The following is a 22,721-nucleotide window of genomic DNA, read 5'->3' on the forward strand; positions in this document are numbered from 1 at the left end:
CCGAACCGCATGCCCTCGCAGGCGTTTGCGAGGGCAGTAAGCTCATTCGGACGAAGCACATGGCCGGCGATCCCAACGCACCGCATTTTCCCCGCTCGGCGCCGATCGAAGCCTATGGCAAGGGCGGCTTCGCCTTTGCCGGCATGTCGCATCGGGGATCGCTGCTCTGCCTGCCCGACGCGATCTGGGCCTGGGACGTGACGGACCCGACGAAGATCGACCGCTATTCGCTGGATCGCGTCTTCACGGCGGCCAACAGCATCGACACGCTTCTGATCGGCACCGGAACCGGCGTCTGGTTGCCGCCGCCGGACCTGCGGCAGGCGCTGAAGGCGGTGAGGGTGGTGCTGGATACGATGCAGACCGGTCCCGCCGTGCGCACCTACAACATCATGATCGGCGAGCGGCGCCGCGTCGCGGCCGCGCTGATCGCCGTGCCATGAGCAGCGCTGCGCCTCCGGCCGATTCCGTCGCCTTCTGCGCCGGCCTCGTGCGCAGCCATGACTTTCCGCGCTATGCCGCAACGCTGTTTGCGCCGGCCGCCGAGCGCCAGGCGCTGCTGGCGCTCTATGCCTTCAATGTCGAGATCGTCCGCGTCCGCGACCAGGTGAGCCAGCCCTTGCCCGGCGAAATCCGCCTGCAATGGTGGACCGACATGCTGTCGGGCCACGTCCACGGCAGCGCCGAGGGCAACCCGGTGGCGGCGGAGCTATTGCGTGCGATCAGCGATTTCGACCTGCCGGTCGAGCCGTTGTCGCTGCTCGCCGACGAGCATCAGTTCGATCTCTACAACGATCCGATGCCGACCATGGCGGCTCTGGAGGGCTATCTGGACGCGACCTGTTCGGCATTGTTTGCCCTCGCGGCGCGGGTCATGGCGCCGCCTTCGGAGGCGGCCGAGCATGTCGCAAGGCATGCCGGGCTCGCCCAGGGCATCGCGCAGGTGATTGCGAATCTGCCGCGCGACTCGGCGCACCGGCAACTGTTCCTGCCGCAGCAGCTGCTGGCGGCCCATGGCTGCGAGATGGAGGACGTGTTCGCCGGCAAGGAGACGCCGAATCTGCATGCGGTGCTGGGCCAGCTCGTGGGCGAAGCCGAGCAGCATTTGACGACGGCCTTGTCGCTGTTGCCGGAGGTGCCGGCGCCGGCACGGCCAGCGTTTCTGCTGCTGAGCCAGGTGCGGGGTGACCTCAAGCGCCTGTCGCAACCCGGGCGCAATCCGTTTGCGCCGCAGCCCCCGTCGCGGCTGCGCACGCTATGGACGCTGTGGCGGGCTTCACGTTCCCGGGAATTTACCAAATAGCGGCCGGCTTATCGCCTCAAACGGCCAAATGCTCTATGCTGTCCTATGGCTGAGTTGTCCCAAAATACATCCCCCGATCTCAGTGGCTTGCCGGTCGCTCTGGGCGACATCCATGCCGCCGCCGACACCATCCGCGGCGCCGTCGTCGAGACGCCGTGCAGCTACAGCCGCACGCTGAGCAACATCTGCGGCTGCGACATCTGGCTGAAATTCGAAAACCTCCAGTTCACCTCCTCGTTCAAGGAGCGGGGTGCGCTCAACCGGCTGACCGCGCTGACGCCGGAGGAGCGTGCGCGCGGTGTCATCGCGATGTCGGCGGGCAACCACGCGCAGGGCGTCGCCTATCACGCCAAGCGGCTCGGCATTCCCGCCACCATCGTCATGCCGGTCGGCACGCCCATGGTGAAGGTCGAGAACACCAAGCACCACGGCGCCGAGGTGGTGGTGACGGGCGCGACGCTGGAGGAGGCGGCCACGTATGCGCGCAGCCATGGCGAGGCCCGCGGCATGATCTTCGTCCACCCCTACGACGACCCGCTCGTCATCGCGGGGCAGGGCACTGTCGGGCTCGAGATGCTGAAGGCGGTGCCGGAGCTCGATACGCTGGTGGTCCCGATCGGCGGCGGCGGCCTGATCAGCGGTATCGGCATTGCCGCGAAATCGATCAAGCCGACAGTGCGGATTCTTGGCGTCGAGGCCTGGCTTTACCCCTCGATGTACAACGCCATCCATGACGGCAATCTGCCGGCGCGCGGCGACACGCTCGCCGAAGGCATCGCGGTGAAATCGCCGGGCAAGATCACGACCGAGATCGTCCGCCGCCTCGTCGACGACATCGCGCTGGTGAACGAAGCCGAGCTCGAGCGTGCGGTCGCGACCCTGATCTCGATCGAGAAGACCGTCGTCGAGGGCGCCGGCGCCGCCGGGCTTGCCGCGCTGATGTCCGATACGTCCCGCTTCGCCGGCCAGAAGGTCGGCCTCGTCCTGAGCGGCGGCAACATCGACACGCGGTTGATCGCATCCGTCCTGACGCGTGAGCTGGCGCGGGAGGGTCGGCTGACCCAGTTGTCGCTCGATATCCCCGATCGGCCGGGGCAATTGGCTGCCGTCGCCTCACTGCTGGCCGAGGCCGGCGCCAACATCATCGAGGTCTCGCATCAGCGGACCTTCTCCGACCTGCCGGCCAAGGCGACGCTGCTTCAGCTCGTCATCGAGACCCGCGACAGCGCGCATCTGGACGAGGTCATGGCCAAGCTCGGCGCATCCGGACTGAGCGCGCGCTGCACCTGAGCGGCGCGCCGCTATCGCGGCGCCAAACCCGCGAGGTGGCCGATCAGCCGGTCGATCTCGGCTTCCGTGTTGTAGTAATGCGGGGAGGCCCGCACGACCGGTGGCAGCGAGCGGATTTCGGCATCGATACGGGTGCTCCCCGGATCTGAAGCGCCGATGGTGATGCCTGCCGCAGCGGCGCTTCTGACGATGGCGTCCGCCTCATACCCATCCAGCGTGAAGCTGACGATGGCGCCCGGTGCGCGTCCGAGGTCGCGAATAGTCACGCCGCGAACGGAGGCGAGGCCGCCGCGAAGACGGTCCGCAAGCAGACGGCAGCGCTGTTCGATCGGGCCGAGACCGATATCGAGCGCGTAATCGACGGCGGCTCCGAGACCGAGCCGCGCTGCGTAATTGTTCTCCCAGGTCTCGAAACGGCGGGCATCGTCACGGAGCCGATATTCACCGCGCGAGACCCAGGGCGCGGCGAAGTGATCGATCATCGGCGGCTCGAGCCGTTGCATCATCGCGCGGCGGACGTAGAGAAAGCCCGTGCCGCGCGGGCCGCGGAGGAATTTGCGCCCCGTCGCCGACAACATGTCACAGCCGACGGCTTCGACGTCGACCGTCATCTGGCCGACCGCCTGGCAGGCGTCGAGCAGATAGGGAATCCCGTGCGCCCGCGCGATCTTGCCGATCGCCGCCGCGGGATTGACCAATCCGCCATTGGTCGGAACCCAGGTGATGGCGATCAGCTTCACGCGTTCGTCGATCATGCGCTCGAGCGCATGGACGTCGAGTTCGCCGCTGGCATCGCTCGGCACGACATCGATGATCGCGCCCGTGCGCCTTGCGACCTGAAGAAACGCGACGTAGTTGGCAGCGTATTCCGCTTCTGCGGTCAGAATCCGATCACCCTGGCGAAACGGAATCGCGTAGAACGCCATCTGCCAGGCAATTGTCGCGTTCTCCATGAGGGCGATCTCGTCGGGGGCGGCATTCAGCACGCGCGCTACGGAGCCGTAGACCGCATCGAGCCGATCGGACTCGCGGTCGGCAGCGGCATAACCTCCGATCTCGCCCTCCAGATCGATGTGGTCCTTCATTGCCGCGACGACGGCAGTTGGCATGAGGGCCGCGCCGGCATTGTGGAGATAAGCGAGGCGGGAGGCGGCCGGGGTGTCGGAACGTATCCGGTCGATGTCGATCAATGCTGGTCTCCGCCTCTGCTGTCCCGATCCCATGAATTAGGCGCGTTGACGAGCGCGAGCAAGCTCATGTGCAGCTTGGAACAAAATGGCGGATTATTGCCTCGTCTTGGTATCGGATTCCAAATCGGCGGCCGTTCTCCCCGGATTTTGAGAAACCCGGTGACTTCGGACGTTATATCTTCCCGGATCGGGAAACAGACCATGCAAGAGAAGACGCAATCCCGCTCAATGACCGGGACGCCCAGGACCAACATCACCCGACGGATCGACCTCACGACCCTCAGGCTGTTCATCGCCATCTGTGAGGAGGGCAATTTGACGCGCGCCTCGCAGCGCGAGGCGATCGCGCCCTCTGCTGTCAGCAAACGCATGCATGACCTCGAGGAGGTACTCGAGGTCGCGCTGTTCGAGCGGCATCCGAACGGCATGGCGCTGACGCCGGCCGGTGAATCGCTGCTGCATCATGCGCGCGTGACGCTGCTCAACGTCGAGAAGATCGCCGTCGACATGGCCGAGCATGCACGCGGCGTGCGCGGGCATGTACGGATGCTGGCCAATCTGTCGTCGATCGTCGAATTCCTTCCCGACGATCTGCCCGGCTTCTTTCGCTCCCACGAGCTGGTGCGGCTCGATCTGCAGGAGCGCCCCAGCGCCGATGTCGTTCGCGGCGTCGAGGAGGGCGTGGCCGAAATCGGCATCTGCTCGGCAGACGTGTCGACGCGCGGGCTGGAGCGGTTCTCCTATCGGCGGGACCGCCTCGTTATCGTGGTGCGATCCGATCATCCGCTAGCGTCGGCAAGAGACGTTTCGTTCGCCGACACACTCGACTACGACCATGTCGGCCTGTTTGCGACCAGCTCGATCTATCTGCGCTCGCAATACACCGCGCAGCAGATCGGCAAGTCGATCCGGTTGCGGGTCCACGTCCCGGGTTTTGATGCGGTGTGCCGGATGGTGCAGGCCGGCATGGGCATCGGCCTCATTCCCGACCGTGCGTTCGAGGTCCTCAGTCACGGCATGAATCTGACGGCCGTTGAGTTGAGCGACGACTGGGCCGATCGCGAACTGGTGCTGGTGGCCAGGGATCCCGCGGGATTGTCGGCGACAAGCCAGTTGATGCTCGATCATCTGCGATTGCCCGGAACCAAACCTCACTGATGGCGGCCTTCGTGTCGTTCGTCATCCGCGAACGCGTGTTCATCAAAGGATATTGGACTTAGGGGCCTGCGCTCGGCGACACCACGATCAAAGACGATCGAGGAGCGCCAGACGTGGACGGACCATTATCCGGAATACGAGTCGTCGAATTCGGAACTTTGATCGCGGCACCATTTGCCGCGCGGCTCTTTGCTGAGTTCGGCGCCGAGGTCATCAAGATCGAGCAGCCTGGCAGTGGCGATCCCCTGCGCAGATGGCGCAAGCTGCATCAGGGCACCTCGCTCTGGTGGTACCTGCAATCCCGCAACAAGAAATCAATCGCGATCGATCTGAAATCGCCTGATGGACGCGACGTCGCACTGCGTCTGGCCGCGCAAGCCGACGTCGTGATCGAGAACTTCAAACCGGGCAGCCTCGAGAAACTCGGCCTCGGCTGGGATGTGCTCTCAAAGCTCAATCCGGACCTGACACTGGTCCGCATCTCCGGCTACGGGCAGACCGGCCCTTACCGCGACCGCTCCGGGTTCGGCGCGATCGGCGAAGCTATGGGTGGGCTGCGCTTCACCACCGGCGATCCCGACAGTCCGCCGGCCCGGGTCGGCATCAGTATCGGCGACAGCCTTGCGTCGCTTCATGGCGTGATCGGCGCGCTGATGTCGCTGCTTCGTGTCAAGACGGGGCAGGGGCGAGGGCAGGTGGTCGACGTCTCGCTCTACGAGAGCGTGTTCAACCTGATGGAGAGTCTCGTCCCCGAATATGACCTCATGGGTCATGTCAGGACCCGTACCGGCGGCGCCCTGCCGGGCATCAGTCCATCCAATACATATCCCAGCTCCGACGGGCGCCATGTCGTGATCGCCGGCAACAGCGACGCGATCTTCAAGCGCTTGATGCTGGTCATCGGGCGGCCGGACCTTGCCGACGATCCGGCCCTTGCCAGCAATGACGGACGTGTCCGCGGCAACGCCTTGCTCGATGCTGCCATCGCTGCATGGACCTCGGAGCGAACGATGGACGAGATCCTCGCACGCCTCGATGCGGCCGACGTTCCCGCGGGCCGGATCTATTCTGTCGCGGACATCGTCGAGGACCCCCATTACGCCGCCCGTGACATGATCCTGCCGACCGAGCTGCCGGGCGACGTCACCGTAAAGATGCCGGGCATCGCGCCAAAGCTCTCCGACACCCCGGGCGCCGTCAAATGGCCTGGCCCGACGCTGGGACAGCATACCGACGAGGTGCTCGCAGGCCTCGGCTTGCAGGCAGGCGATATCGCGCAGCTGCGCCGGAGCGGAGCGGTGCAATGACGGCAACGGCACCGGACATCCTGATCCAGGAGGTCGCTCCGCGCGACGGCCTTCAGATCGAAGCGAAATGGGTCGAAACCAGCGAAAAAATCCGGCTGATCAATTCGCTCTCTGCGATCGGCTTCAGTCGCATCGAGGTCTCGTCATTCGTGTCAGCGGCGGCCGTGCCGTCGCTGCGCGACGCCACGGACGTCTTCACCGGCATCGAGCGGCGGCCATGCACGATCTATACGGCGCTGATCCCGAACCGGACGGGTTCTGAGCTGGCGCTGGCCGCACGCGCCGACGAGCTCAATTTCGTGATGTCGGCGAGCGAGACGCACAACCGTGCCAACATGAACATGACGCATGCGGTGTCGCTGGCGTCGCTCGGCGAGATCGTGAAGCCGGCCCATGCAGGCGGCGCGTTGGTCAACGCGACGGTTGCGACGGCGTTCGGCTGTCCGTTCGAAGGCCTGCAGCCTCTCGAGAAGGTGCTCGATATCGTCAAGCGCTATCTCGATCTCGGGGTCGACGGCGTCACGCTCGCCGATACCACGGGCATGGCCAATCCCAATCAGGTCTCGCAGCTGGTGGCCGAGGTCTTGATGCTGGTCCCTGCGGACATGCTCACGCTTCACTTCCACAACACGCGCGGTCTTGGGCTGGTTAACGTCCTCGCGGCCTATGACACCGGCGCGCGCCGCTTTGACGCCGCGCTGGGCGGCCTCGGCGGATGTCCATTTGCGCCGGGTGCCACCGGCAATGTCTGTACCGAAGACCTCGTCAATCTCTGCCACGAGACGGGCTTGCGAACCGGTCTCGACCTGCAGCGCTTGATCGATCTCTCGTTCCGGTTGCCTGGACTGGTCGGACATGAGGTGCCGGGACAGGTCGCCAAGGCCGGCCGTCCCCTCGATCTGCATCCCATACCCGAGCGGCTGCGACGCTCGGGCTGATCGACCGCTATCAAAATTCAAAACACATTGGAGGAAACCATGACGATTGCCACGGCGGCGACTGCCGACCTCGATACTGGACTCACAGAGCATCAGGTCATCAAGAAGATTGCGTGGCGGCTGATGCCGCTGATCATTGTCTGCTACTTCTTTGCGTTCTTCGACCGCGTCAACATCAGCTTCGCCAAGGCTGCGCTCCAGGCCGATCTCGGCCTCAGCAACACCGCCTACGGATTTGGCGCCAGCCTGTTCGTCGTTGGTTACGTCCTGCTGGAGGTGCCGAGCAACATGCTGCTCTATCGCTTTGGCGCGCGGCGCTGGATCGCCCGCATCATGATTTCCTGGGGGCTGGCGACGGCGGCGATGGTCTTCGTTCATAGCGAGTGGCAATTCTATGCGCTGCGCTTCGTGATCGGCGCCATGGAGGCGGGATTTGCGCCCGGCATTCTCTATTACCTGACACTCTGGTTTCCAAAATCGCATCGCGGCCGCATGACGTCGGTGTTTTTTCTCGCCACTGCATTTTCGGGGATCATCGGCGCACCGATCTCGGGTCTCATCCTCAACTACCTGAACGGGCTGCACGGTCTGGCCGGTTGGCAATGGCTGTTTCTGGCCGGCGGCATTCCCTGCGTTGCGCTGGGCTTCGTTGTGCTGCTGCGCTTCGACGACGGGATCGAGCAGGCCGAATGGTTGAGCGACGACGAGCGCCGGTTGATCTCGGTTCAGCTGGACCGCCAGAAGAGCGAGATCGGCGAGCATTCGGCATGGCGCTCGCTGCTCATGCCCGGCGTGCTGCTGCTCGGATTCATCTACTTCCTGATCCAGATCGCCTCCTACGGCCTCAATTTCTGGGCGCCGGACCTGATCAAGGCGGCCGGCGGAGGCAGTGCAGCCGCGATCGGCTTCCTGACCGCCGTACCCTATATCTGCGGCGCCATCTGCATGATCGTCGTAGGCCGATTGTCGGATGCATCGGGCGAGCGCCCGAAATTTGTCGCAGCCTTGATTCTGACCGCGGCCGTGGGCTTCTTCGCGTCCGGTGCATTCGACAGGAACGTCGTCACGCTGGTTGGCGCGCTCGCCATTCTTGGTGCCGGCGTGGTTGCGGCCATTCCGACATTCTGGACGCTGCCTCCGAAAATTCTCACCGGTGCGGGGGCGGCGAGCGGGATCGCGCTCATCAACACGCTGGGGCAGGTCGGCGGCATCGTCAGCCCGGTCATGGTTGGCTCGGTCAAGGATGTGACCGGCAGCACCACACCCGCGCTCTATGTCATCGGCGGCTTGTGCGTGCTCTGTGCGTTGCTGCTGCTGACGGTTCTTCCGCGAGACCTGAAAGCCAGGGACGTGGCGGAACCCCGGGTCGCATAGGCCGCGGCATTGGCGCGCCTTGGTGAGGCGCATTCAAGAGGGTATCCAGGCGAAAGACATCACACCGCCGTCCATTCTCAATGGATGGCGGTGTGATGGCCCGGAACCGAAGGGGACGCGCAATGGCGAAGAACACGATTTGCCTCTGGTACGACAAGGACGCCGAGACGGCCGCCCGCTTCTATGCCGAAACATTTCCCGATAGCGCCGTAAGCGCCGTCCATCACGCGCCCAGCGATTACCCCTCCGGCAGGGCGGGCGATGTGCTGACCGTCGAGTTTACGGTTGCCGGCGTTGCCTGTCTCGGCCTCAACGGCGGTCCGATTTTCAAGCACAACGAGGCTTTCTCGTTCCAGATCGCGACCGACGATCAGGAGGAGACCGACCGCTACTGGAACGCCATCATCGGCAATGGCGGGCAGGAGAGCGCCTGCGGCTGGTGCAAGGACAGATGGGGCCTCTCCTGGCAGATCACGCCGCGGGTGTTGACCGAGGCACTGGCGGCCGGCGGTGCCGAGGCAAAGCGCGCCTTCGATGCAATGATGGGGATGACGAAGATCGATGTCGCCGCGATCGAGGCCGCGCGCCGCGGCTGAAATTATCTCGCCTCAGATACAGAGGCCGAGCAGCTTGACGTGGCAGCCGCTGGATTTGGGCTTGCTGGCGGGCGCGGCCTCGCGCTTCACGGCAACCAGCGGCTCCTCGTCCTTCTTGCCTTTACCTTTGCCCTTGCCCTTCGGCTCGTAGTCGCCCGCGATCACCATGGCCCAATAGGTTCGCTTGCCGCGGGCATTCTTGGCGCTGGCGATGCCGACGCGGGAGGCGTTGTGCAGCAGCAGGTTCTTGCGATGCCCGGATGAGTCGATCCACTGTCCCAGCGTCTTCTCGAAATTGTCGTAGCCGTAGGCGATGTTCTCGGCCGCGCGGCCCGCGCCGGCCGGTGCGACGCGCCGGTTGAACGGGCCGAGCGCGTCGTGGCTGAGGTCGTCCTTCGCCGCCATCGCGCGGGCCTGGTCCATGGCGATGCGGTCGAGGATCGAATCGCGGACGACGCGGACTTCACCGTTCTTAAGGCGAAAGCTGGAGATCAGCTCGGCCGGGGAGTCGGCCATCGCGGGCGCGGCCGCGAGCAGCAGAAGGCCAGCGATCACGCTGCCAACCACACGATGCATCATCATCCCCCGAATGCCCATGACCCGCCGCCCAAATGCTCCGATCGCTTCTCTATCGCCAATGTGGACGCTTCAAGGCGCGAGCAACCCGTCAGCTCGCCGGCAGGTCGGCCTCGAAGTTGAAACGGTCCCGCAGGTTCTTCCGCTGTTCCAGGATGTCCTTGAGGAAGGCGCGGTCCTGGTCGTTCTTCATCATCGGCTCGATCAGGTCGAGCTGGTTCATGGCGACCAGTTGCAGGATCTCGGTTCGCGGCTTGCCGCTGGTATCGCGGGGCAGCGCGTGTACGACCTGGATGTGCTCCGGCGGCTTGGGACCCTTGGCGGCCGAAAGCTCGCTGCGAAGCTCGCCTTCAAGCGAGGCCTGATCGGCCTCGACGAAGGCATAGAGCCCGACGCCGGAGCGGCGGTCGGCGAAGGCGACGATGGCGGTGTCGCGCACGGCCGGGTTCTTGCGGATCAGCTCGGCCAGCACCGGCGCGTCGTTGACCAGCCGGCGGCCGCCACCCTCGCGGTCGGTGAAGTTGAACAGGCCGCGCGTGATCGCGCGATAGACCTTCTTGCCGGTCGCGAGCCACAGGCTGGCGGCGAATGATTTCTTCGCCAGGATCTTTCGCTCGCGCGGCGTCAGCGCCTCGGGTGCATAGGAACGCTTGTGCTTGAGCAGATGCCGCAGGTCCTCATAGGCGAGGAGGCGGTAGAGCCGGCCACGTCGGTTGAAGCAGGCCGCGAGCTGGAAGTCGGTCACGTAGGCGCGGCCGTCGCGGCCGACCAGCCAGTTCTGCTCCTTGGCGAGATCGTTGTGGCAGATGCCGGCGCGACGCAACCGGCGTAGCGCCACCTTGGCCGAGCGGAAATAGGCGAGGTCGCCATGCGGCTTGGCGAGATGGAGCGCGACGCCGTCGACAAAGCCGCGCACGAGTGCCCGGCGGCCGGCCCACAGCAAATCGGGGCCGACATTGAGGCCTTTGGCCAGCGCCAGCGCGTGCTTCTCACGCGCGAAGAGGTGGCGCGCCAGGGGAAATGACCACCACGGCACTTCGTCGAGCCGGCGCAGCACGGCGTCGACCTCGCCGCTGTCACCGCGGAAGCGGCCGCGCTCGACGGTCGAGAACACGTCGCGCTTGAGCAGCACGCCCTCGGTCCAGCGCGCCGACAGTGTCGCGGCGTCGTCTTTGGGAAGACTCATCGAAAAACTCACGCGGCTGCGGCGATGCGCAGGTGATCGGCGATCCAGCGATCGAGATCGGCGAGCGCCAGCGCGCTCATCGCCTGCTTCTTGGCCACCGTTTTCTCGTTGCCGCGCAGGCGGGTGCCGTCGGGCTTCTTCGTCGGAGCATTCGCAAGCGGCGGGAACAGGCCGAAATTGATGTTCATCGGCTGGAACGAGCGCGTACCGGGCTCGATGGTCTCGATATGGCCGCCGGTGATGTGACCGAGCAGCGATCCCAGTGCCGTCGTAGCAGGCGGGCTCGCCAGCGTTTCGCCGCGCGCATCCGCTGCCGCATAGAGACCGGCGATCAGGCCGACGCTGGCGGATTCCACATAGCCCTCGCAGCCGGTCATCTGACCGGCAAAGCGCAGCCGCGGCTGCGCGCGCAGGCGCAGCTGGCCGTCGAGCAGCTTTGGCGAATTGAGGAAGGTGTTGCGATGCAGGCCGCCGAGGCGGGCGAATTCGGCCTTCTCCAGCCCCGGAATGCTGCGGAAGATGCGCTGCTGTTCGCCGTATTTCAGCTTCGTCTGGAATCCGACGATGTTGTAGAGCGTGCCGAGCTTGTTGTCCTGGCGCAGCTGCACGATGGCGTAGGCCTTCGTGGTGGGATCGTGCGGATTGGTGAGGCCGACCGGCTTCATCGGGCCGTGGCGCAACGTCTCGGGGCCGCGCTCCGCCATCACCTCGATCGGCAGGCAGCCGTCGAAATAGGGCGTGTTGGTCTCCCATTCCTTGAACTCGGTCTTCTCGCCCGCGATCAGCGCGGCGACGAAGCCGTCATACTGCTCCTTGGTCATGGGGCAGTTGATGTAGTCGGCGCCGGTGCCGCCGGGACCGACCTTGTCATAGCGCGACTGGAACCAGGCCACCGACATGTCGATGGACTCGCGATGCACGATCGGCGCGATCGCGTCGAAGAAGGCGAGCGCGTTCTCGTCGGTGAGCTCGCGAATGGCGTCCGCGAGTGGCGCGGAGGTGAGGGGGCCGGTCGCAACGATGACGTTGCTCCAGTCGGCCGGCGGCAGGCCTGAAACCTCGCCGCGGGCGATCTCGATCAGGGGGTGGTCGTTGAGCGCCTTGGTGACGGCCGCCGAGAAGCCGTCGCGGTCGACCGCGAGCGCGCCGCCGGCGGGCACCTGGTTGGCGTCCGCCGCGCGCATGATCAGCGAGCCGAGCCGGCGCATTTCGGCGTGCAGCAGGCCGACAGCGTTGTTAGCGGCGTCGTCCGAGCGGAACGAATTGGAGCAGACGAGCTCGGCGAGCCCATCGGTGCGGTGCGCTTCGGTCATGCGGTCCGGCCGCATCTCGTGCAGCACCACGGGCACGCCGGATTGGGCGACCTGCCAGGCGGCTTCGGAACCGGCAAGGCCGGCGCCGATCACGTGCACAATGTTGGATTGGGGTCCTGTCATGGGGCGGACAGGTAGCGCTTTTCGGCGGTCAGTGGAATCGCCGAGATGGAGTTTTCTGCCATCAGAAACGACAACGCCCGCACGAGGCGGGCGCTATCGGTTCGTCCGGTGAAGGGCTGAACGAAATCAGCCCTGATACTGACCGGCGGCAACGCGCGGGATGTCCGAGCGATCGAGGCCGATGTCGGCCAGTTCGCGATCGCTGAGCTGGGACAGCTCGGCAACATTGCGCTGATAGTCCCGGAAAGCCTGGATCATGCGGATGAGCGAGAGCAGCATTGGTAGTCTCCTGTAGTTCGATTCAGCCCTTGCCCGAGCCTCATCGTTGAAATGAATATAGGTGAGAGTGGTGCAGTGCGAAAGTTCCGATGTTGCGATGCAGCTAAGCGCGAGGTGCATAGCGGTGGTAACGGACGATTAACCCGGGAGCACTCTCGCCTAAAGGGTAGGCGAAATAGGGAATGCTTTGCCATAAATCACCGTGAATTCACGGGTTTACTGCAACCACTCTCGCTACCGGTGAAATGGAAATAGGTAGGGTTCCAACTGTTCTCAAGGCGATCAGTCAGCGCCTGCGCCCAAGTCTCGCATGCGCGAATCGCATGATAGCGGAACTATAGATATGAATATAAATTCATTCATATGTGGGGCACTATGCGACCGGGTCCCGACGATCCAACTCGCTTTGGGCTGGCGGATCACCAGACGGCCAGGCGTGAAGCCTGCCGAAACCCACCAAGCCTCGTTTCAGACCGCAACCGCCTCTCTGGTGCGGTGCACACACGCCGAGCGTGTGGCGTTCATTACAAGGGTGTAATGAAAATCAGAAATTTTGCATGGTGCCTCTGCGCCGCACGCAACATCACGCAATTCTCGCGAGGAATTTATTGCGGCAAGTTGCCGCGCCCGGAGGAAAGTCATGTCGCAGATTCTGGCAATGTCGCTGGTTCTGTCCCAAGAACAAGAGAAGGAAAGTAACATCATGACGAAGTTACTCGGGGTTATCGCAATTGCCGCCGTCGCGTTCGCCGTCGCGCCGGCCCAGGCTGCCAAGCACGCCATGGGCGGTTGCAGCTCGGCCAACCTGGAGAAGACGGAGACCGCGATCGAGAACATGGCCGACGGCGACAGCAAGTTCGTAGCGCAGAAGGAGATCGCGGCTGCGCAGGACGCGCTTCTCAACGGCAAAATGGGTGTGTGCGGCGCGCACCTGAACAAGGCGATGAACGCCACCATGGGGAAGTAAACGCACCAAGAGAGGGCCGATCGCCGGGCGATCGGCCCTACGCGTCTTGTCGGGCGCTATTTAAGGGGCGCGTGCGAGCTGGGTCGCGAAATAGGCGACGGTCTTGGAGTAGACTTCGCTCTTGTTCCACTGCTGCAATACCGCAAAATTCGGACTGCCCGGCTGCCAATCCTTGCCGCGCTGCCAGCCATAGCCGGCGAGATAATTGGCGGTGGAGGCGAGCACGTCGGGCGCGTTGTGCAAGAGGTCGCGCTTGCCATTGCCGTCGAAATCGACGGCGTATTTCATCCAGGACGACGGCATGAACTGGGTCTGGCCGAGCTCGCCGGCCCATGCGCCCTTCATGTCGGCGGGGGCGAGGTCGCCGCGCTGGACGATGCGTAGCGCATCCAAGAGCTCGGCACGAAACTGTTCGGAGCGGCGGCAATCATAGGCCAGCGTTGCCAGCGAGCGGATGGTGGCGAACTTGCCGGTGTTGACGCCGAAATCGGTCTCGAGACCCCAGATCGCGACCAGCACCTCGCCCGGCACGCCGTAGGTCTGTTCGATGCGGGACAGCACCGAGCCGTACTGCTTCATCATGTTGGAGCCGCGCTGCATACGCGGCGGCACCATGCGGCCGGAGAACTCCTCGAAGGTCTGGGTGAAGACTTTTTGCGAGCGGTCCCGGTTGAGCACGCTCTGATCGAGCGTCACGCCGGCAAGCCCGGCGGCAACGGCCTGCTGCGAGACGCCCTTGGCCGTGGCGTCGGCTTTGAAGTCCGCGAGCCAGGCGTCGAAATTGCCCGAGCCGCAGGCAACAGCGGCGAGGGCTGGCTGGGCGGTTAGGATTGACGCGGAAAGGGCGAGGGCTGCGAGAGCGAGACGAGAAATCGTCGGGGTCATCAGATGAAATGGATTCCGTGAAGTGATCTGACCGGCGGGCGCAATTTCGATTGTAACCGCGGCCAAAGCAAGGCGTATGACAGCACGCAATCCTGCCCGAGCCGAGCCCGGACAGGATCGCATGTCACGATACCGTCAGGCGTCCGTCCGATTGCGCCAGGGGAAGAGGTTGGCGGGGAAGTCGGCGGCCGGCTTGCGCGGGCGATGCGGCGGGGGCGGCACCGGACGTGCGCCGGGCTCCGAGACGATCACCTTGCGGTAGAGGTGCCAGGTGGCATGGCCGAGCAGGGGGATCACCACGGCAAGGCCAAGGAACGCCGGAATCGTGCCGAGCGCGAGCAGCACCGCCACGATCAGGCCCCAGGCTGCCATCGGCACCGGGTTCTTGGCGACGACGCGCAGCGACGTCACCATCGCCTCGAACGCGCCGGCATGGCGGTCGAGCATCAAGGGGAACGACACGGCGCTGATGCAGAGCGCGGCAAGTGCAAACAGGAAGCCGGTGCCGCAGCCGACCAGGATCAGCCACCAGCCTTGCTGGGTCGTCAGCACGCGCGTCATGAAATCAGAGATCCCGGTCGCGCCCTCATAGCCGAACGCCGCGACATAGATCGCCTGAGCGGTCGCAACCCAGGTCACGAACAGAGCGAGCAGCAGGGTGCCGAGACCGAGCATGGCGCCGAACGAAGGCGAGCGCAGCACCTCCATGGCATTCCAGGCGCTGGCCTCCTCATAACGTTCGCGCCGGCTGGAGAGCTCATAGAGACCGAGCGCGGCGAACGGGCCGATCAGCGCGAAGCCTGCGGCCAGTGGGAACAACAGCGGTAGCACCGAATAGCCCATCACCGCGCGGGCGAGCACGAGGCCCAGCACCGGATAGATCACGCAGAGGATGATGGCGTGGCTCGGCACCGCCTTGAAATCTTCCCAGCCGCGCCTGAGCGCGTCGTGCAGATCGGACAGTTGGATGGTTCGGATCACCGGTCCAGCCGCATCCGCGGGCTGGGCCACAGTGGGGACATTGCCCGGGTAGAGTGTGGCCATGGTCGCTAGCTCCCTTGCCATGCAGCCGAATTCGGCGCCGGCAACGGCGCAAGCGGCCGCTTTTCTGAGTTTCGCGATTCCGGCCAGACGCGAATTCCGGACGTCATCGCGAACTGAAAGTGGAGCGTACGCCCATTTCCGAGTCCTGTCCCACACGCTTGGTTGAGATTCGATGCCGCACCGCAACCTCAACGATGTCATTCGGTCGTCATTTCGCCGCAGATAAGCTGATGCTGGTTGTCGGTTCGCAGAACTTCGCGGGCGTAACGCAGTAACTTCGTTTATAAGTGCCACTCAAGGCCCTTCCAACGGATCCTTTTCGGGGAGAAGACATGAGCATTTTCGGGAAAATCATGGGCGCGATCTTCGGCAGCCATCCGGCTTCCGCCGCACCCGCAGGTGGCGCACCCTCGGGTAGCGCGCCCGCCAGCGCCGCGCCGGGCGGATCGGCGCCTGCTGCCGCGCCGATGGCAACCGTGGACGTTGCGGCCATCGTCGACAAGCTGGTCGCTGCCCAGAAGGAGAAGCTGGAATGGCGCACCTCGATCGTCGACCTCATGAAGGCGCTCGACATCGACTCCAGCCTTGCCGCGCGCAAGGACCTCGCCAAGGAGCTCGGCTACAGCGGTGACATGAACGACTCGGCGAGCATGAACGTCTGGCTGCACAAGCAGGTGATGTCCAAGCTCGCCGCCAATGGCGGCAAGCTGCCGCCGGAGATCAAGCACTGACCGATTGTTCGGTCGTAAGCCAAGGGGGCCCGCGATCTCGCGGGCCCTTTTGCATTCAGGCGACGAGGTCTGCTTCCTCCGGATGCCTGTCGAGATAGTCGACGACGAAGCCGCAGCCGGCGATCACCTTCTTGCCGTCACGGCGGATCAAGTCCAGCGCGCCCTTGACCAGCTCGGATGCAATGCCGCGGCCGCGTAGCGCGCGCGGCGTCTCGGTATGGGTGATGATCACGGCCGACGGCGTCAGCCGGTAATTGGCGAAGGCGATTTCGTTGCCCGCATCGAGCTCGAAGCGACTCCTGTCCTTGTTGTCCCGTACCGCCATGCCAGATCCCTTCGAAGCGCTGCGTGTTCTCTGATCTAGGCGCCTGAACCGGCCCTTGCCAAGGTGCGACCAAGGGAGGTTGCCGCAGGGGAGATATCCGGAAAATGCGTGTCCCGCTCAGCCTCTTGGCGCTGCTTGCGGCGCTCGTCTCGACCGCGCCTGTGTCGGCTGCGGCCGAAGGCGCCCCGGCCTGGGAGGCCTGCGTCGGGCTGACCAGCACGCCGGACGCGCGGATCAAAGCCTGCTCGACCGTGATCGATACCAGGAGCGAGAGCGGGCAGAGGCTCGCCGGCGCCTATTGCAATCGCGGCCATGGGCTCACCGAGAAACGCGAACTCGACGCCGCGCTGTCCGATCTCGACGAGGCAGTCCGGCTCGATCCCGGCTATGCCTGCGCCTACAACAATCGCGGCCGCGTCTACGGCTTCAAGCGCGACTATGATCGTGCCATCGCCGAATACGACCAGGCCATCAAGCTCGATCCGTCGCTGGCGCTGGCCTACAGCAACCGCGGGGAGGCCCGTTTCAACAAGGGCGACCTCGACGGCGCCATTGCCGATTTCGACGCGGCGATCGAGCGCGATCCCCACTATGTCACCGCCTACGCCAACCGCGGCTTCGTCTACGCCCGCAAGCACGACACGGCGCACGCGCTTGCGGACTACAGCATGCGGATCAAGCTGGCACCGGATCTGATTGCCTATATCGACCGCGGCAACGTCTACCGCGACAGCGAGCAGCTCGATCAGGCCGCCGCCGACTACGGCGAGGCGATCCGCGTCGCGCCGACCGACGCACGCGGCTGGCGCAATCGCGGCATGATCCGGCTCTATCGGGGCGACAACAAGGGCGGCCTCGCCGACTACGACAAGGCGCTGCAATACGATCCCTCCGACGTGTTCTCCTGGAACAACCGCGGCCAGGCCAGGCTGCGCCTCGGCGACAGGCAGGGCGCGATTGCCGACTTCAGGAAGGCGCTGGAATTGCGTCCAGGCCTGCCGTCCGCCCATGATGCACTGCAGAAGCTTGGGGCTCTGTAGCGAGCGTTCGATCAACGCGTGAGCCATAATTCGCTAATGCCGCCTCGCTGGCAAAAAACATCAGTCCGTCTTGCAATCGTGCACCCGGTTCCCCACGTCTCGTTACAGGACATACGCCCGAATGCGGCCGGCACGGTCGCTAGACATTCGGAGTGTCATGATCGCCAGCCGCTGACGTATGCCTCTTTTGGAGGAGGGTACGATGTCGGACTTTAGTTTCATCAAAACTCATCGAACATGGGAAGATTGGTGCGGGGTGCTGCTCGGCGCGCTGATTGTCGCATCGCCGTGGTTCCCCATCCAGGATCACTCGCCGATCGTCGAACGCCAGACGATGATCTTGAACACGGTCGCAATCGGCCTCGTCGTATTTGGCCTGAGCCAGCTCGAATATGTCGCGTTGCAGCGCTGGCAGGAGGTGGCGACGATCCTGGTCGGGCTGTGGCTTATCGTCTCGCCCTATGTGTTCGGTTATTCCGGCGAAGGTTTTCTCCGGATCTACCATACGAGTCTGGGAGCGGTAGCGGTGATCCTCGGCGTGCTCCAGCTGTGGCAGGACTGGGATCTGAGTGACCAGGATATGCTGAAGCATGGGCAATAGGCGGTAGATTTGAGCAGGCCTGCCGCGCGCTCGGCGGCCTGCGCTCGCTATCTCTTCACCAAATCCGCATACTCCGGATGTTTCTCGATCCACGCCTTCACGAACGGGCATTGCGGGATCAGTTTCAAGCCGGCCGCGCGGACCCGGTCGAGCGCGCCTTGCACCAGCTTCGAGCCGACGCCCTTGCCACCGAGCTCTTTCGGCACGTCGGTATGCTCGAAGGTGATGACGTTGCCGTCGAGCTTGTAGTGTTCAGTCGCGAGATGGCCCTCCACCTCCAGCTCGAAGCGATGATCGGCCTTGTTATCGATGACGTCGCTCATGGTGTCTCCCGTCAGGTCTTCAACGAGTCCGCCAGCATCTTGCGGATCGACCAGGCCTCGCCGTCGGACGAGCCCTTGATGTCGTCGATCCGCCAGCTGTTGGCCTCGCGCACGAAGTCATAACGCACGATCTGGTCGGCGGGTTTGCGGTCGTTGCGATGGCCGGCGATGGTCACCGCGATCGTCGCCTTGTCGGCCTCCATCTTCTCTGCGTCAACCTTGAAGGATTTCACGTCCGGTTCCTGCGAGTTGGTGACAGGATCGAAATCGACCGGACCAACGTCGCCCTTCGGCGTATGCGCATCCGCCTTGGCCCACAGCGCGACCAGCGCCCTCGAGAGATATCTTGTTTTGGCCGCCTTGTTCTCGATGACGAAGGCGCCGCCGCCATCGCCTTTGCCCTTGGCTGCGCGCGTGTAGATGGCGGTCAGGATCGCGACGGGATCGCTGGAGGCAGGCATCACGGCGAATGCCGGGGCGGCGGTGGCAAGCAGAGAGGCGGCGACGAAGGTCCGACGGGTGAGCATGAAATGTCCCTGAGATAATGACGTGCGACCGCATGGCCGGAGCGGCCGGCGTCAGCGCGTATCTCTGTAGACCGATGGCGCGGCCGCTCGGTTCAATCGGTCGCTTTGGCGAGCCTGGAATCTTCAGATTGCGGCTGCGGGCGGAGGCAACCCTGGCAGATGACGAGGGAGCGGGTGACCTTGGCGTCCTGCTCGGCCTCGATCCCGTCCTGGGCCTGCCACCATTCCTTCGAATAGGGCTGAAGTCCGGCTTGCGACCTGTTGCGCTCGGAGCCGGCGTCGGCGCGCGTGGCACGCGGAGCCCCGGAACGTGGCTGGTTGGGATCCTCGCCGGCGCCGTCCCAGGCATAGCGCGCAGGCTTGAAGGCGGGGTCGGCGGAGAGGTGCGCCTGAGGCGCCACGGCACATCCGGCGAGCGCCAGCGACAACAGGAGGAAGGCGGGCGCTTTGACCATGATGCGGCACTCTGTACGCGAGAACTGGCTGAGGTTGCGCCGATCATGTTTAAAATTCCCTGAACGGTCGCGGCCGCGCCGGCGACAAACGCGAATGCGATATCTGATCCTCCTGCTCACACTGCTCGCCACCGCTGCGCGCGCCGATGATGCAAAACCGTTCAATCCGGCCGATTATCCGCCCGGCGTGCAGCAGGCGCTGCGCTACGCCAATGAGGAATGCGACAGCCAGGACGGTGGCCTGGTGACCTTCGCGCCGGACACCGTGCGCAAGATCGACCTGACCGGGGACGGCCGTGAGGATTACATCGTCGATTTCCGCGACACCAAATGCGGGGAGCGCGAGACCACCTATTGCGGAACCGGCGGCTGCGTCATGAACGTCCTGGTGACTCTGCCCGATGGCAGCGTGCGCCCCGTGTTCGACGGCTATGTCCGCAGCTACAGGATTTTGCCGCCGCCGATGAAGCGTGGCGCGGCGCGCACCATTCGTTTCGATCTGCACGGCAGCTATTGCGGCGGTTTCGGTGCGCAGGCCTGCTGGAAGGAGAAGGCCATCACGGCGACGCCGTTTGCGTTCAAGCAGCCGTAGGGCAGATGCGCGACCGGCGGCCTTGCTACACCGCATTCGATGGCGATAAATGGGCTGCAAGGAGCGGGCGGCTCGTGCGCCGCCCGCCGTCGAAGAGGAAGCCCGATGCAGCCCCTGCGCATGTCCCGCCGCGTCATGAATCTCGCTCACATGCTGACCCAGAATGCGCGGCGGCATGGGTCGCGTCCTGGTTTCGTCTGGGGTGACAAATCCTGGACCTGGCGCGAGATCGATGCGCAGGTCTCGGCGCTGGCCGCCGCACTCGCCGCGCGCGGCATCGCCAAGGGCGACCGCATCCTCGTCCATTCCAAGAACGGCGACGAGATGTTCTTCTCGATGTTCGCCGCGTTCCGGCTCGGTGCGGTCTGGGTGCCCACCAATTTCCGCCTGATGCCGGATGAGGTCACCTATCTCGCGCAGGCCTCCGGCGCGAAGGCGTTCCTGTGCCACGTCGATTTTCCCGAGCACGCCTCAGCCGTGAAGGGCGGTGCGCTGGAGTTCACCTGGAGCGTCGACGGCAAGGGCTCGTTCGGAGAGCGCTCGGTGGCGGAAGCCATCGCCTCGCAGGCCGGTGCAAGCGTTGCGAACGTCGCCGTCGAGCACGATGATCCCTGCTGGTTCTTCTTCACCTCCGGCACCACCGGCCGCTCCAAGGCCGCGGTGCTGACCCACGGCCAGATGGGTTTTGTCGTCACCAACCATCTCGCCGATCTCACCCCCGGCGTCACGGAAGCGGATGCGTCGCTGGTGGTGGCGCCGCTGTCGCACGGCGCCGGCGTCCATCAGCTGGTGCAGACCGCCCGCGGCGTATGCACCGTCCTGCTGCCGACGGAGAAATTCGACATCAACGAGGCGTTCCGCCTGATCGAGGCGCATCGGGTCAGCAATCTCTTCACGGTGCCGACGATCCTGAAGATGATGGTCGAGCATCCGGCCGCCGACAAATACGATCATTCCTCGCTGCGTCACGTGATCTATGCCGGCGCGCCGATGTACCGCGAGGACCAGAAGGCCGCGCTGAAGAAGCTCGGCAAGGTCATCGTGCAGTATTTTGGCCTCGGCGAAGTCACCGGCAACATCACCGTGCTGCCGGCGGCGCTGCATGATCCCGAGGACGGACCTTATGCGAAGATCGGCACCTGCGGCTTCGAGCGCACGGCCATGCAGGTCTCGATCCAGGACGACGAGGGCAGCGAGCTGGCCGCCAACCAGAGCGGCGAGATCTGCGTGATCGGGCCTGCCGTGCTCGCCGGCTACTACGACAACCCCGAGGCCAATGCCAAGGCGTTCCGCGACGGCTGGTTCCGCACCGGCGACCTCGGCCACATGGACGAGGAAGGGTTCGTCTACATCACGGGACGGGCCTCCGACATGTACATCTCCGGTGGCTCCAACATCTATCCGCGCGAGATCGAGGAGAAGATCTTGACGCATCCCGCGGTCGGCGAGGTTGCCGTGCTCGGCGTGCCCGATGCGACCTGGGGCGAGGTCGGCGTCGCCGTCTGCGTCGCGCGCGAAGGCGAGAAGCCGGTGAGCGAAGCCGAGATGGCTGCGTTCCTCCTGCCGAAGGTGCCGCGCTACAAGATGCCGAAGCGATTCTTCTTCTGGGAGGCGTTGCCGAAGTCCGGCTATGGCAAGATCCCGAAGCGCATGGTGCGCGATGAACTCGAGGCGCGCGGGCTGCTCGATCTCGACAACAAGCAGGTGGGCTGAGCATACGCGATGCGAAGTATCAAGCAGCCGGGCGCGCCTGTCGCCGAACGCATCCAATGGGTCGAGGCGAGGGGGCGCGCATTCTCGTTTAGGGTCGAAGCGGGTCTGCCGCTGCTCGAAGCCGCGCGGCGTGGTTTTGCGGCAGAGGGGTTTGCCAGTGGCGTGCTGAATTTTGGCAGCGCTGCACTCGGACCATTCGCATACGTGATGCCGGCGCTGTCGAAGACAGGTGAGAACGCGGCGTTCTACAGTGACACTTTTCGCCCCAGCGGCGTGACGCGGACGAAACTCGGCTGCATGACGCTCGGAATGCGCGATGGCGCCCCGTTCTTTCATTGCCACGGGCTCTGGACGGAGGCGGACGGCAAGGCAAGCGGCGGCCACATGCTGCCGGACGAGACTGTTGTCGCCGAGCCGTTCGAGGTCGAAGCGTTCGGCATCGACGGCGCGATGTTCACCGCGGAGCCCGATCCCGAGACCAATTTCAAGCTGTTCGGACCGGTGCCCGGCGTGAGCACCGGCGCGCGCACCACAAGCCGCGCCTTCGCGCTGCGGCTGCGGCCCAACCAGGATTTTGCCGGCTGCCTCGAAGCGTTCTGCCGCGCGCATGGCATCGCACGCGCGAAGATTCACGGCGGCGTCGGTTCGACCATCGGCGCGCGCTTCACCCATGGCGGGGTGACCGAGCCGTTCGCGACCGAGCTCGCCGTGACAGCGGGGACGATCGCACAGGGCAGTTCGGGCGCACCGGAGGCGGCGCTCGACATTGCCCTGATCGACTACACTGGCGGCATTGCGGAGGGCCGTCTGATCCGTGGGGATAATCCCGTGCTGATGACCATGGAGCTGGCGCTCGAGGTGTTGGGCTAGTACCGGCGAGCGATC

General features: G+C 64.7%; 26 protein-coding genes. 15 read left to right on the top strand and 11 right to left on the bottom strand.

Translation table 11 applies throughout. From position 1 onward, the window contains the following. Positions 1-59 precede the first annotated feature (59 nt). The 3 genes from HAP41_RS23965 to HAP41_RS23975 are packed head-to-tail and all read left to right on the top strand — an operon-like array spanning position 60 to position 2,593. Positions 60-443: an Mth938-like domain-containing protein gene (locus HAP41_RS23965; protein WP_028152342.1), complete on the top strand. Its 384-nt coding sequence runs from the start codon at positions 60-62 to the stop codon at positions 441-443. Further along, complete coding sequence (locus tag HAP41_RS23970; RefSeq protein WP_166096729.1) at positions 440-1,303, top strand: phytoene/squalene synthase family protein; 864 nt, start codon at positions 440-442, stop codon at positions 1,301-1,303. Before HAP41_RS23965 ends, HAP41_RS23970 begins: the two co-directional genes overlap by 4 nt. 45 nt (positions 1,304-1,348) lie before the next feature. After that, positions 1,349-2,593 carry a threonine ammonia-lyase gene (locus HAP41_RS23975; protein WP_166096727.1) on the top strand — a complete coding sequence of 415 codons (1,245 nt, stop codon included), beginning with the start codon at positions 1,349-1,351 and terminating at the stop codon, positions 2,591-2,593. Positions 2,594-2,604: 11 nt separating this feature from the next. On the opposite strand, the gene HAP41_RS23980 is transcribed toward HAP41_RS23975, so the two are convergent. Further along, on the bottom strand, positions 2,605-3,783 hold the full coding sequence (locus HAP41_RS23980) for an aminotransferase class V-fold PLP-dependent enzyme (protein WP_166096725.1): 1,179 nt from the start codon (positions 3,781-3,783) through the stop codon (positions 2,605-2,607). A 201-nt stretch (positions 3,784-3,984) separates the two neighbouring features. Between HAP41_RS23980 and HAP41_RS23985 the strand changes: the two genes are divergently transcribed. The 5 genes from HAP41_RS23985 (at position 3,985) to HAP41_RS24005 (ending at position 9,156) form a co-directional block, all read left to right on the top strand. Further along, the gene (locus HAP41_RS23985) at positions 3,985-4,941 is read left to right on the top strand and encodes a LysR family transcriptional regulator (RefSeq protein WP_224517269.1); all 957 of its coding nucleotides are present in this window, start codon (positions 3,985-3,987) and stop codon (positions 4,939-4,941) included. 113 nt (positions 4,942-5,054) lie between these two features. Next, a complete protein-coding gene (locus HAP41_RS23990; RefSeq protein WP_166096723.1) occupies positions 5,055-6,248 on the top strand; it encodes a CaiB/BaiF CoA transferase family protein in 1,194 nt (397 codons plus the stop codon). Next, positions 6,245-7,186, top strand: coding sequence for a hydroxymethylglutaryl-CoA lyase (locus tag HAP41_RS23995; protein ID WP_166096718.1), 942 nt, complete (start codon positions 6,245-6,247; stop codon positions 7,184-7,186). The genes HAP41_RS23990 and HAP41_RS23995 overlap by 4 nt, the downstream gene beginning before the upstream one ends. A gap of 39 nt (positions 7,187-7,225) precedes the next feature. Next, positions 7,226-8,560, top strand: coding sequence for an MFS transporter (locus HAP41_RS24000; RefSeq protein ID WP_038944190.1), 1,335 nt, complete (start codon positions 7,226-7,228; stop codon positions 8,558-8,560). A gap of 122 nt (positions 8,561-8,682) precedes the next feature. Then, positions 8,683-9,156, top strand: a complete 474-nt coding sequence (locus HAP41_RS24005; protein ID WP_166096715.1) for a VOC family protein — start codon at positions 8,683-8,685, stop codon at positions 9,154-9,156. A 12-nt stretch (positions 9,157-9,168) separates the two neighbouring features. Here HAP41_RS24005 and HAP41_RS24010 read toward each other — a convergent pair whose 3' ends face one another. The 4 genes from HAP41_RS24010 to HAP41_RS24025 form a co-directional block, all read right to left on the bottom strand. After that, positions 9,169-9,732 (bottom strand): CAP domain-containing protein, encoded by a 564-nt coding sequence (locus HAP41_RS24010; RefSeq protein ID WP_166096708.1) that lies wholly within the window; start codon positions 9,730-9,732, stop codon positions 9,169-9,171. Between the two features lie 91 nt (positions 9,733-9,823). Continuing rightward, the gene (locus HAP41_RS24015; protein ID WP_166096705.1) at positions 9,824-10,918 is read right to left on the bottom strand and encodes a serine/threonine protein kinase; all 1,095 of its coding nucleotides are present in this window, start codon (positions 10,916-10,918) and stop codon (positions 9,824-9,826) included. Between the two features lie 8 nt (positions 10,919-10,926). Continuing rightward, positions 10,927-12,354 (bottom strand): methylenetetrahydrofolate--tRNA-(uracil(54)-C(5))-methyltransferase (FADH(2)-oxidizing) TrmFO, encoded by a 1,428-nt coding sequence (trmFO, locus tag HAP41_RS24020; RefSeq protein WP_166096699.1) that lies wholly within the window; start codon positions 12,352-12,354, stop codon positions 10,927-10,929. Between the two features lie 126 nt (positions 12,355-12,480). Beyond that, entirely contained in the window at positions 12,481-12,633 is a 153-nt protein-coding gene (locus tag HAP41_RS24025) for a DUF1127 domain-containing protein (RefSeq protein WP_007590701.1), read from the bottom strand. Between the two features lie 640 nt (positions 12,634-13,273). Here HAP41_RS24025 and HAP41_RS24030 point away from each other — a divergent pair. Continuing rightward, positions 13,274-13,600, top strand: a complete 327-nt coding sequence (locus HAP41_RS24030) for a hypothetical protein (protein ID WP_028152352.1) — start codon at positions 13,274-13,276, stop codon at positions 13,598-13,600. Between the two features lie 60 nt (positions 13,601-13,660). Here the strand turns inward: HAP41_RS24030 and HAP41_RS24035 are convergent, their stop codons facing one another. Together HAP41_RS24035 and HAP41_RS24040 are read right to left on the bottom strand one after the other, a co-directional pair. After that, on the bottom strand, positions 13,661-14,485 hold the full coding sequence (locus tag HAP41_RS24035) for a lytic murein transglycosylase (RefSeq protein ID WP_166096696.1): 825 nt from the start codon (positions 14,483-14,485) through the stop codon (positions 13,661-13,663). Positions 14,486-14,620: 135 nt separating this feature from the next. Then, complete coding sequence (locus HAP41_RS24040; RefSeq protein WP_063983141.1) at positions 14,621-15,529, bottom strand: DUF2189 domain-containing protein; 909 nt, start codon at positions 15,527-15,529, stop codon at positions 14,621-14,623. Positions 15,530-15,861: 332 nt separating this feature from the next. On the opposite strand from HAP41_RS24040, the gene HAP41_RS24045 reads away from it, so the two are divergent. Continuing rightward, positions 15,862-16,260: a DUF3597 domain-containing protein gene (locus tag HAP41_RS24045; protein ID WP_028156132.1), complete on the top strand. Its 399-nt coding sequence runs from the start codon at positions 15,862-15,864 to the stop codon at positions 16,258-16,260. A gap of 55 nt (positions 16,261-16,315) precedes the next feature. On the opposite strand, the gene HAP41_RS24050 is transcribed toward HAP41_RS24045, so the two are convergent. Continuing rightward, positions 16,316-16,585, bottom strand: coding sequence for a GNAT family N-acetyltransferase (locus HAP41_RS24050; RefSeq protein WP_014495087.1), 270 nt, complete (start codon positions 16,583-16,585; stop codon positions 16,316-16,318). Between the two features lie 104 nt (positions 16,586-16,689). On the opposite strand from HAP41_RS24050, the gene HAP41_RS24055 reads away from it, so the two are divergent. Beyond that, the gene (locus tag HAP41_RS24055) at positions 16,690-17,625 is read left to right on the top strand and encodes a tetratricopeptide repeat protein (RefSeq protein WP_166096692.1); all 936 of its coding nucleotides are present in this window, start codon (positions 16,690-16,692) and stop codon (positions 17,623-17,625) included. A 202-nt stretch (positions 17,626-17,827) separates the two neighbouring features. Next, a complete protein-coding gene (locus HAP41_RS24060) occupies positions 17,828-18,226 on the top strand; it encodes an SPW repeat protein (RefSeq protein WP_166096688.1) in 399 nt (132 codons plus the stop codon). 47 nt (positions 18,227-18,273) lie between these two features. On the opposite strand, the gene HAP41_RS24065 is transcribed toward HAP41_RS24060, so the two are convergent. The 3 genes from HAP41_RS24065 to HAP41_RS24075 form a co-directional block, all read right to left on the bottom strand. Further along, a complete protein-coding gene (locus tag HAP41_RS24065) occupies positions 18,274-18,549 on the bottom strand; it encodes a GNAT family N-acetyltransferase (RefSeq protein WP_135213723.1) in 276 nt (91 codons plus the stop codon). A gap of 11 nt (positions 18,550-18,560) precedes the next feature. After that, the gene (locus HAP41_RS24070; protein WP_166096683.1) at positions 18,561-19,076 is read right to left on the bottom strand and encodes a DUF3828 domain-containing protein; all 516 of its coding nucleotides are present in this window, start codon (positions 19,074-19,076) and stop codon (positions 18,561-18,563) included. A gap of 92 nt (positions 19,077-19,168) precedes the next feature. Continuing rightward, positions 19,169-19,531, bottom strand: a complete 363-nt coding sequence (locus HAP41_RS24075) for a hypothetical protein (RefSeq protein WP_014495092.1) — start codon at positions 19,529-19,531, stop codon at positions 19,169-19,171. 94 nt (positions 19,532-19,625) lie between these two features. On the opposite strand from HAP41_RS24075, the gene HAP41_RS24080 reads away from it, so the two are divergent. From HAP41_RS24080 to HAP41_RS24090, 3 genes are all read left to right on the top strand, one after another. Next, on the top strand, positions 19,626-20,123 hold the full coding sequence (locus HAP41_RS24080; protein WP_166096681.1) for a hypothetical protein: 498 nt from the start codon (positions 19,626-19,628) through the stop codon (positions 20,121-20,123). Positions 20,124-20,228: 105 nt separating this feature from the next. Then, complete coding sequence (locus tag HAP41_RS24085) at positions 20,229-21,836, top strand: acyl-CoA synthetase (protein WP_166096678.1); 1,608 nt, start codon at positions 20,229-20,231, stop codon at positions 21,834-21,836. Between the two features lie 9 nt (positions 21,837-21,845). Beyond that, on the top strand, positions 21,846-22,706 hold the full coding sequence (locus HAP41_RS24090) for a PCC domain-containing protein (protein WP_166096675.1): 861 nt from the start codon (positions 21,846-21,848) through the stop codon (positions 22,704-22,706). Positions 22,707-22,721: the final 15 nt, after the last annotated feature.

Origin of the sequence: Bradyrhizobium barranii subsp. apii (assembly GCF_011516635.5) — a bacterium.
Taxonomy (GTDB): domain Bacteria; phylum Pseudomonadota; class Alphaproteobacteria; order Rhizobiales; family Xanthobacteraceae; genus Bradyrhizobium; species Bradyrhizobium barranii.

Excerpts from the sequence above, each read along its gene's own strand:
- HAP41_RS24080 (WP_166096681.1), top strand. The coding sequence starts at position 19,626 with ATGCGATATCTGATCCTCCTGCTCACACTGCTCGCCACCGCTGCGCGC.
- HAP41_RS24090 (WP_166096675.1), top strand. The coding sequence starts at position 21,846 with ATGCGAAGTATCAAGCAGCCGGGCGCGCCTGTCGCCGAACGCATCCAA.
- HAP41_RS23965 (WP_028152342.1), top strand. The coding sequence starts at position 60 with ATGGCCGGCGATCCCAACGCACCGCATTTTCCCCGCTCGGCGCCGATC.
- HAP41_RS23995 (WP_166096718.1), top strand. The coding sequence starts at position 6,245 with ATGACGGCAACGGCACCGGACATCCTGATCCAGGAGGTCGCTCCGCGC.
- HAP41_RS24015 (WP_166096705.1), bottom strand. The coding sequence starts at position 10,918 with ATGAGTCTTCCCAAAGACGACGCCGCGACACTGTCGGCGCGCTGGACC.
- HAP41_RS23975 (WP_166096727.1), top strand. The coding sequence starts at position 1,349 with ATGGCTGAGTTGTCCCAAAATACATCCCCCGATCTCAGTGGCTTGCCG.
- HAP41_RS24025 (WP_007590701.1), bottom strand. The coding sequence starts at position 12,633 with ATGCTGCTCTCGCTCATCCGCATGATCCAGGCTTTCCGGGACTATCAG.
- HAP41_RS24050 (WP_014495087.1), bottom strand. The coding sequence starts at position 16,585 with ATGGCGGTACGGGACAACAAGGACAGGAGTCGCTTCGAGCTCGATGCG.
- HAP41_RS24000 (WP_038944190.1), top strand. The coding sequence starts at position 7,226 with ATGACGATTGCCACGGCGGCGACTGCCGACCTCGATACTGGACTCACA.
- HAP41_RS24060 (WP_166096688.1), top strand. The coding sequence starts at position 17,828 with ATGTCGGACTTTAGTTTCATCAAAACTCATCGAACATGGGAAGATTGG.
- HAP41_RS24035 (WP_166096696.1), bottom strand. The coding sequence starts at position 14,485 with ATGACCCCGACGATTTCTCGTCTCGCTCTCGCAGCCCTCGCCCTTTCC.
- HAP41_RS24045 (WP_028156132.1), top strand. The coding sequence starts at position 15,862 with ATGAGCATTTTCGGGAAAATCATGGGCGCGATCTTCGGCAGCCATCCG.
- HAP41_RS24065 (WP_135213723.1), bottom strand. The coding sequence starts at position 18,549 with ATGAGCGACGTCATCGATAACAAGGCCGATCATCGCTTCGAGCTGGAG.
- trmFO (WP_166096699.1), bottom strand. The coding sequence starts at position 12,354 with ATGACAGGACCCCAATCCAACATTGTGCACGTGATCGGCGCCGGCCTT.
- HAP41_RS23970 (WP_166096729.1), top strand. The coding sequence starts at position 440 with ATGAGCAGCGCTGCGCCTCCGGCCGATTCCGTCGCCTTCTGCGCCGGC.
- HAP41_RS23985 (WP_224517269.1), top strand. The coding sequence starts at position 3,985 with ATGCAAGAGAAGACGCAATCCCGCTCAATGACCGGGACGCCCAGGACC.
- HAP41_RS24085 (WP_166096678.1), top strand. The coding sequence starts at position 20,229 with ATGCAGCCCCTGCGCATGTCCCGCCGCGTCATGAATCTCGCTCACATG.
- HAP41_RS24040 (WP_063983141.1), bottom strand. The coding sequence starts at position 15,529 with ATGGCCACACTCTACCCGGGCAATGTCCCCACTGTGGCCCAGCCCGCG.
- HAP41_RS24070 (WP_166096683.1), bottom strand. The coding sequence starts at position 19,076 with ATGCTCACCCGTCGGACCTTCGTCGCCGCCTCTCTGCTTGCCACCGCC.
- HAP41_RS24010 (WP_166096708.1), bottom strand. The coding sequence starts at position 9,732 with ATGCATCGTGTGGTTGGCAGCGTGATCGCTGGCCTTCTGCTGCTCGCG.
- HAP41_RS24075 (WP_014495092.1), bottom strand. The coding sequence starts at position 19,531 with ATGGTCAAAGCGCCCGCCTTCCTCCTGTTGTCGCTGGCGCTCGCCGGA.
- HAP41_RS24030 (WP_028152352.1), top strand. The coding sequence starts at position 13,274 with ATGTCGCAGATTCTGGCAATGTCGCTGGTTCTGTCCCAAGAACAAGAG.
- HAP41_RS24055 (WP_166096692.1), top strand. The coding sequence starts at position 16,690 with ATGCGTGTCCCGCTCAGCCTCTTGGCGCTGCTTGCGGCGCTCGTCTCG.
- HAP41_RS24005 (WP_166096715.1), top strand. The coding sequence starts at position 8,683 with ATGGCGAAGAACACGATTTGCCTCTGGTACGACAAGGACGCCGAGACG.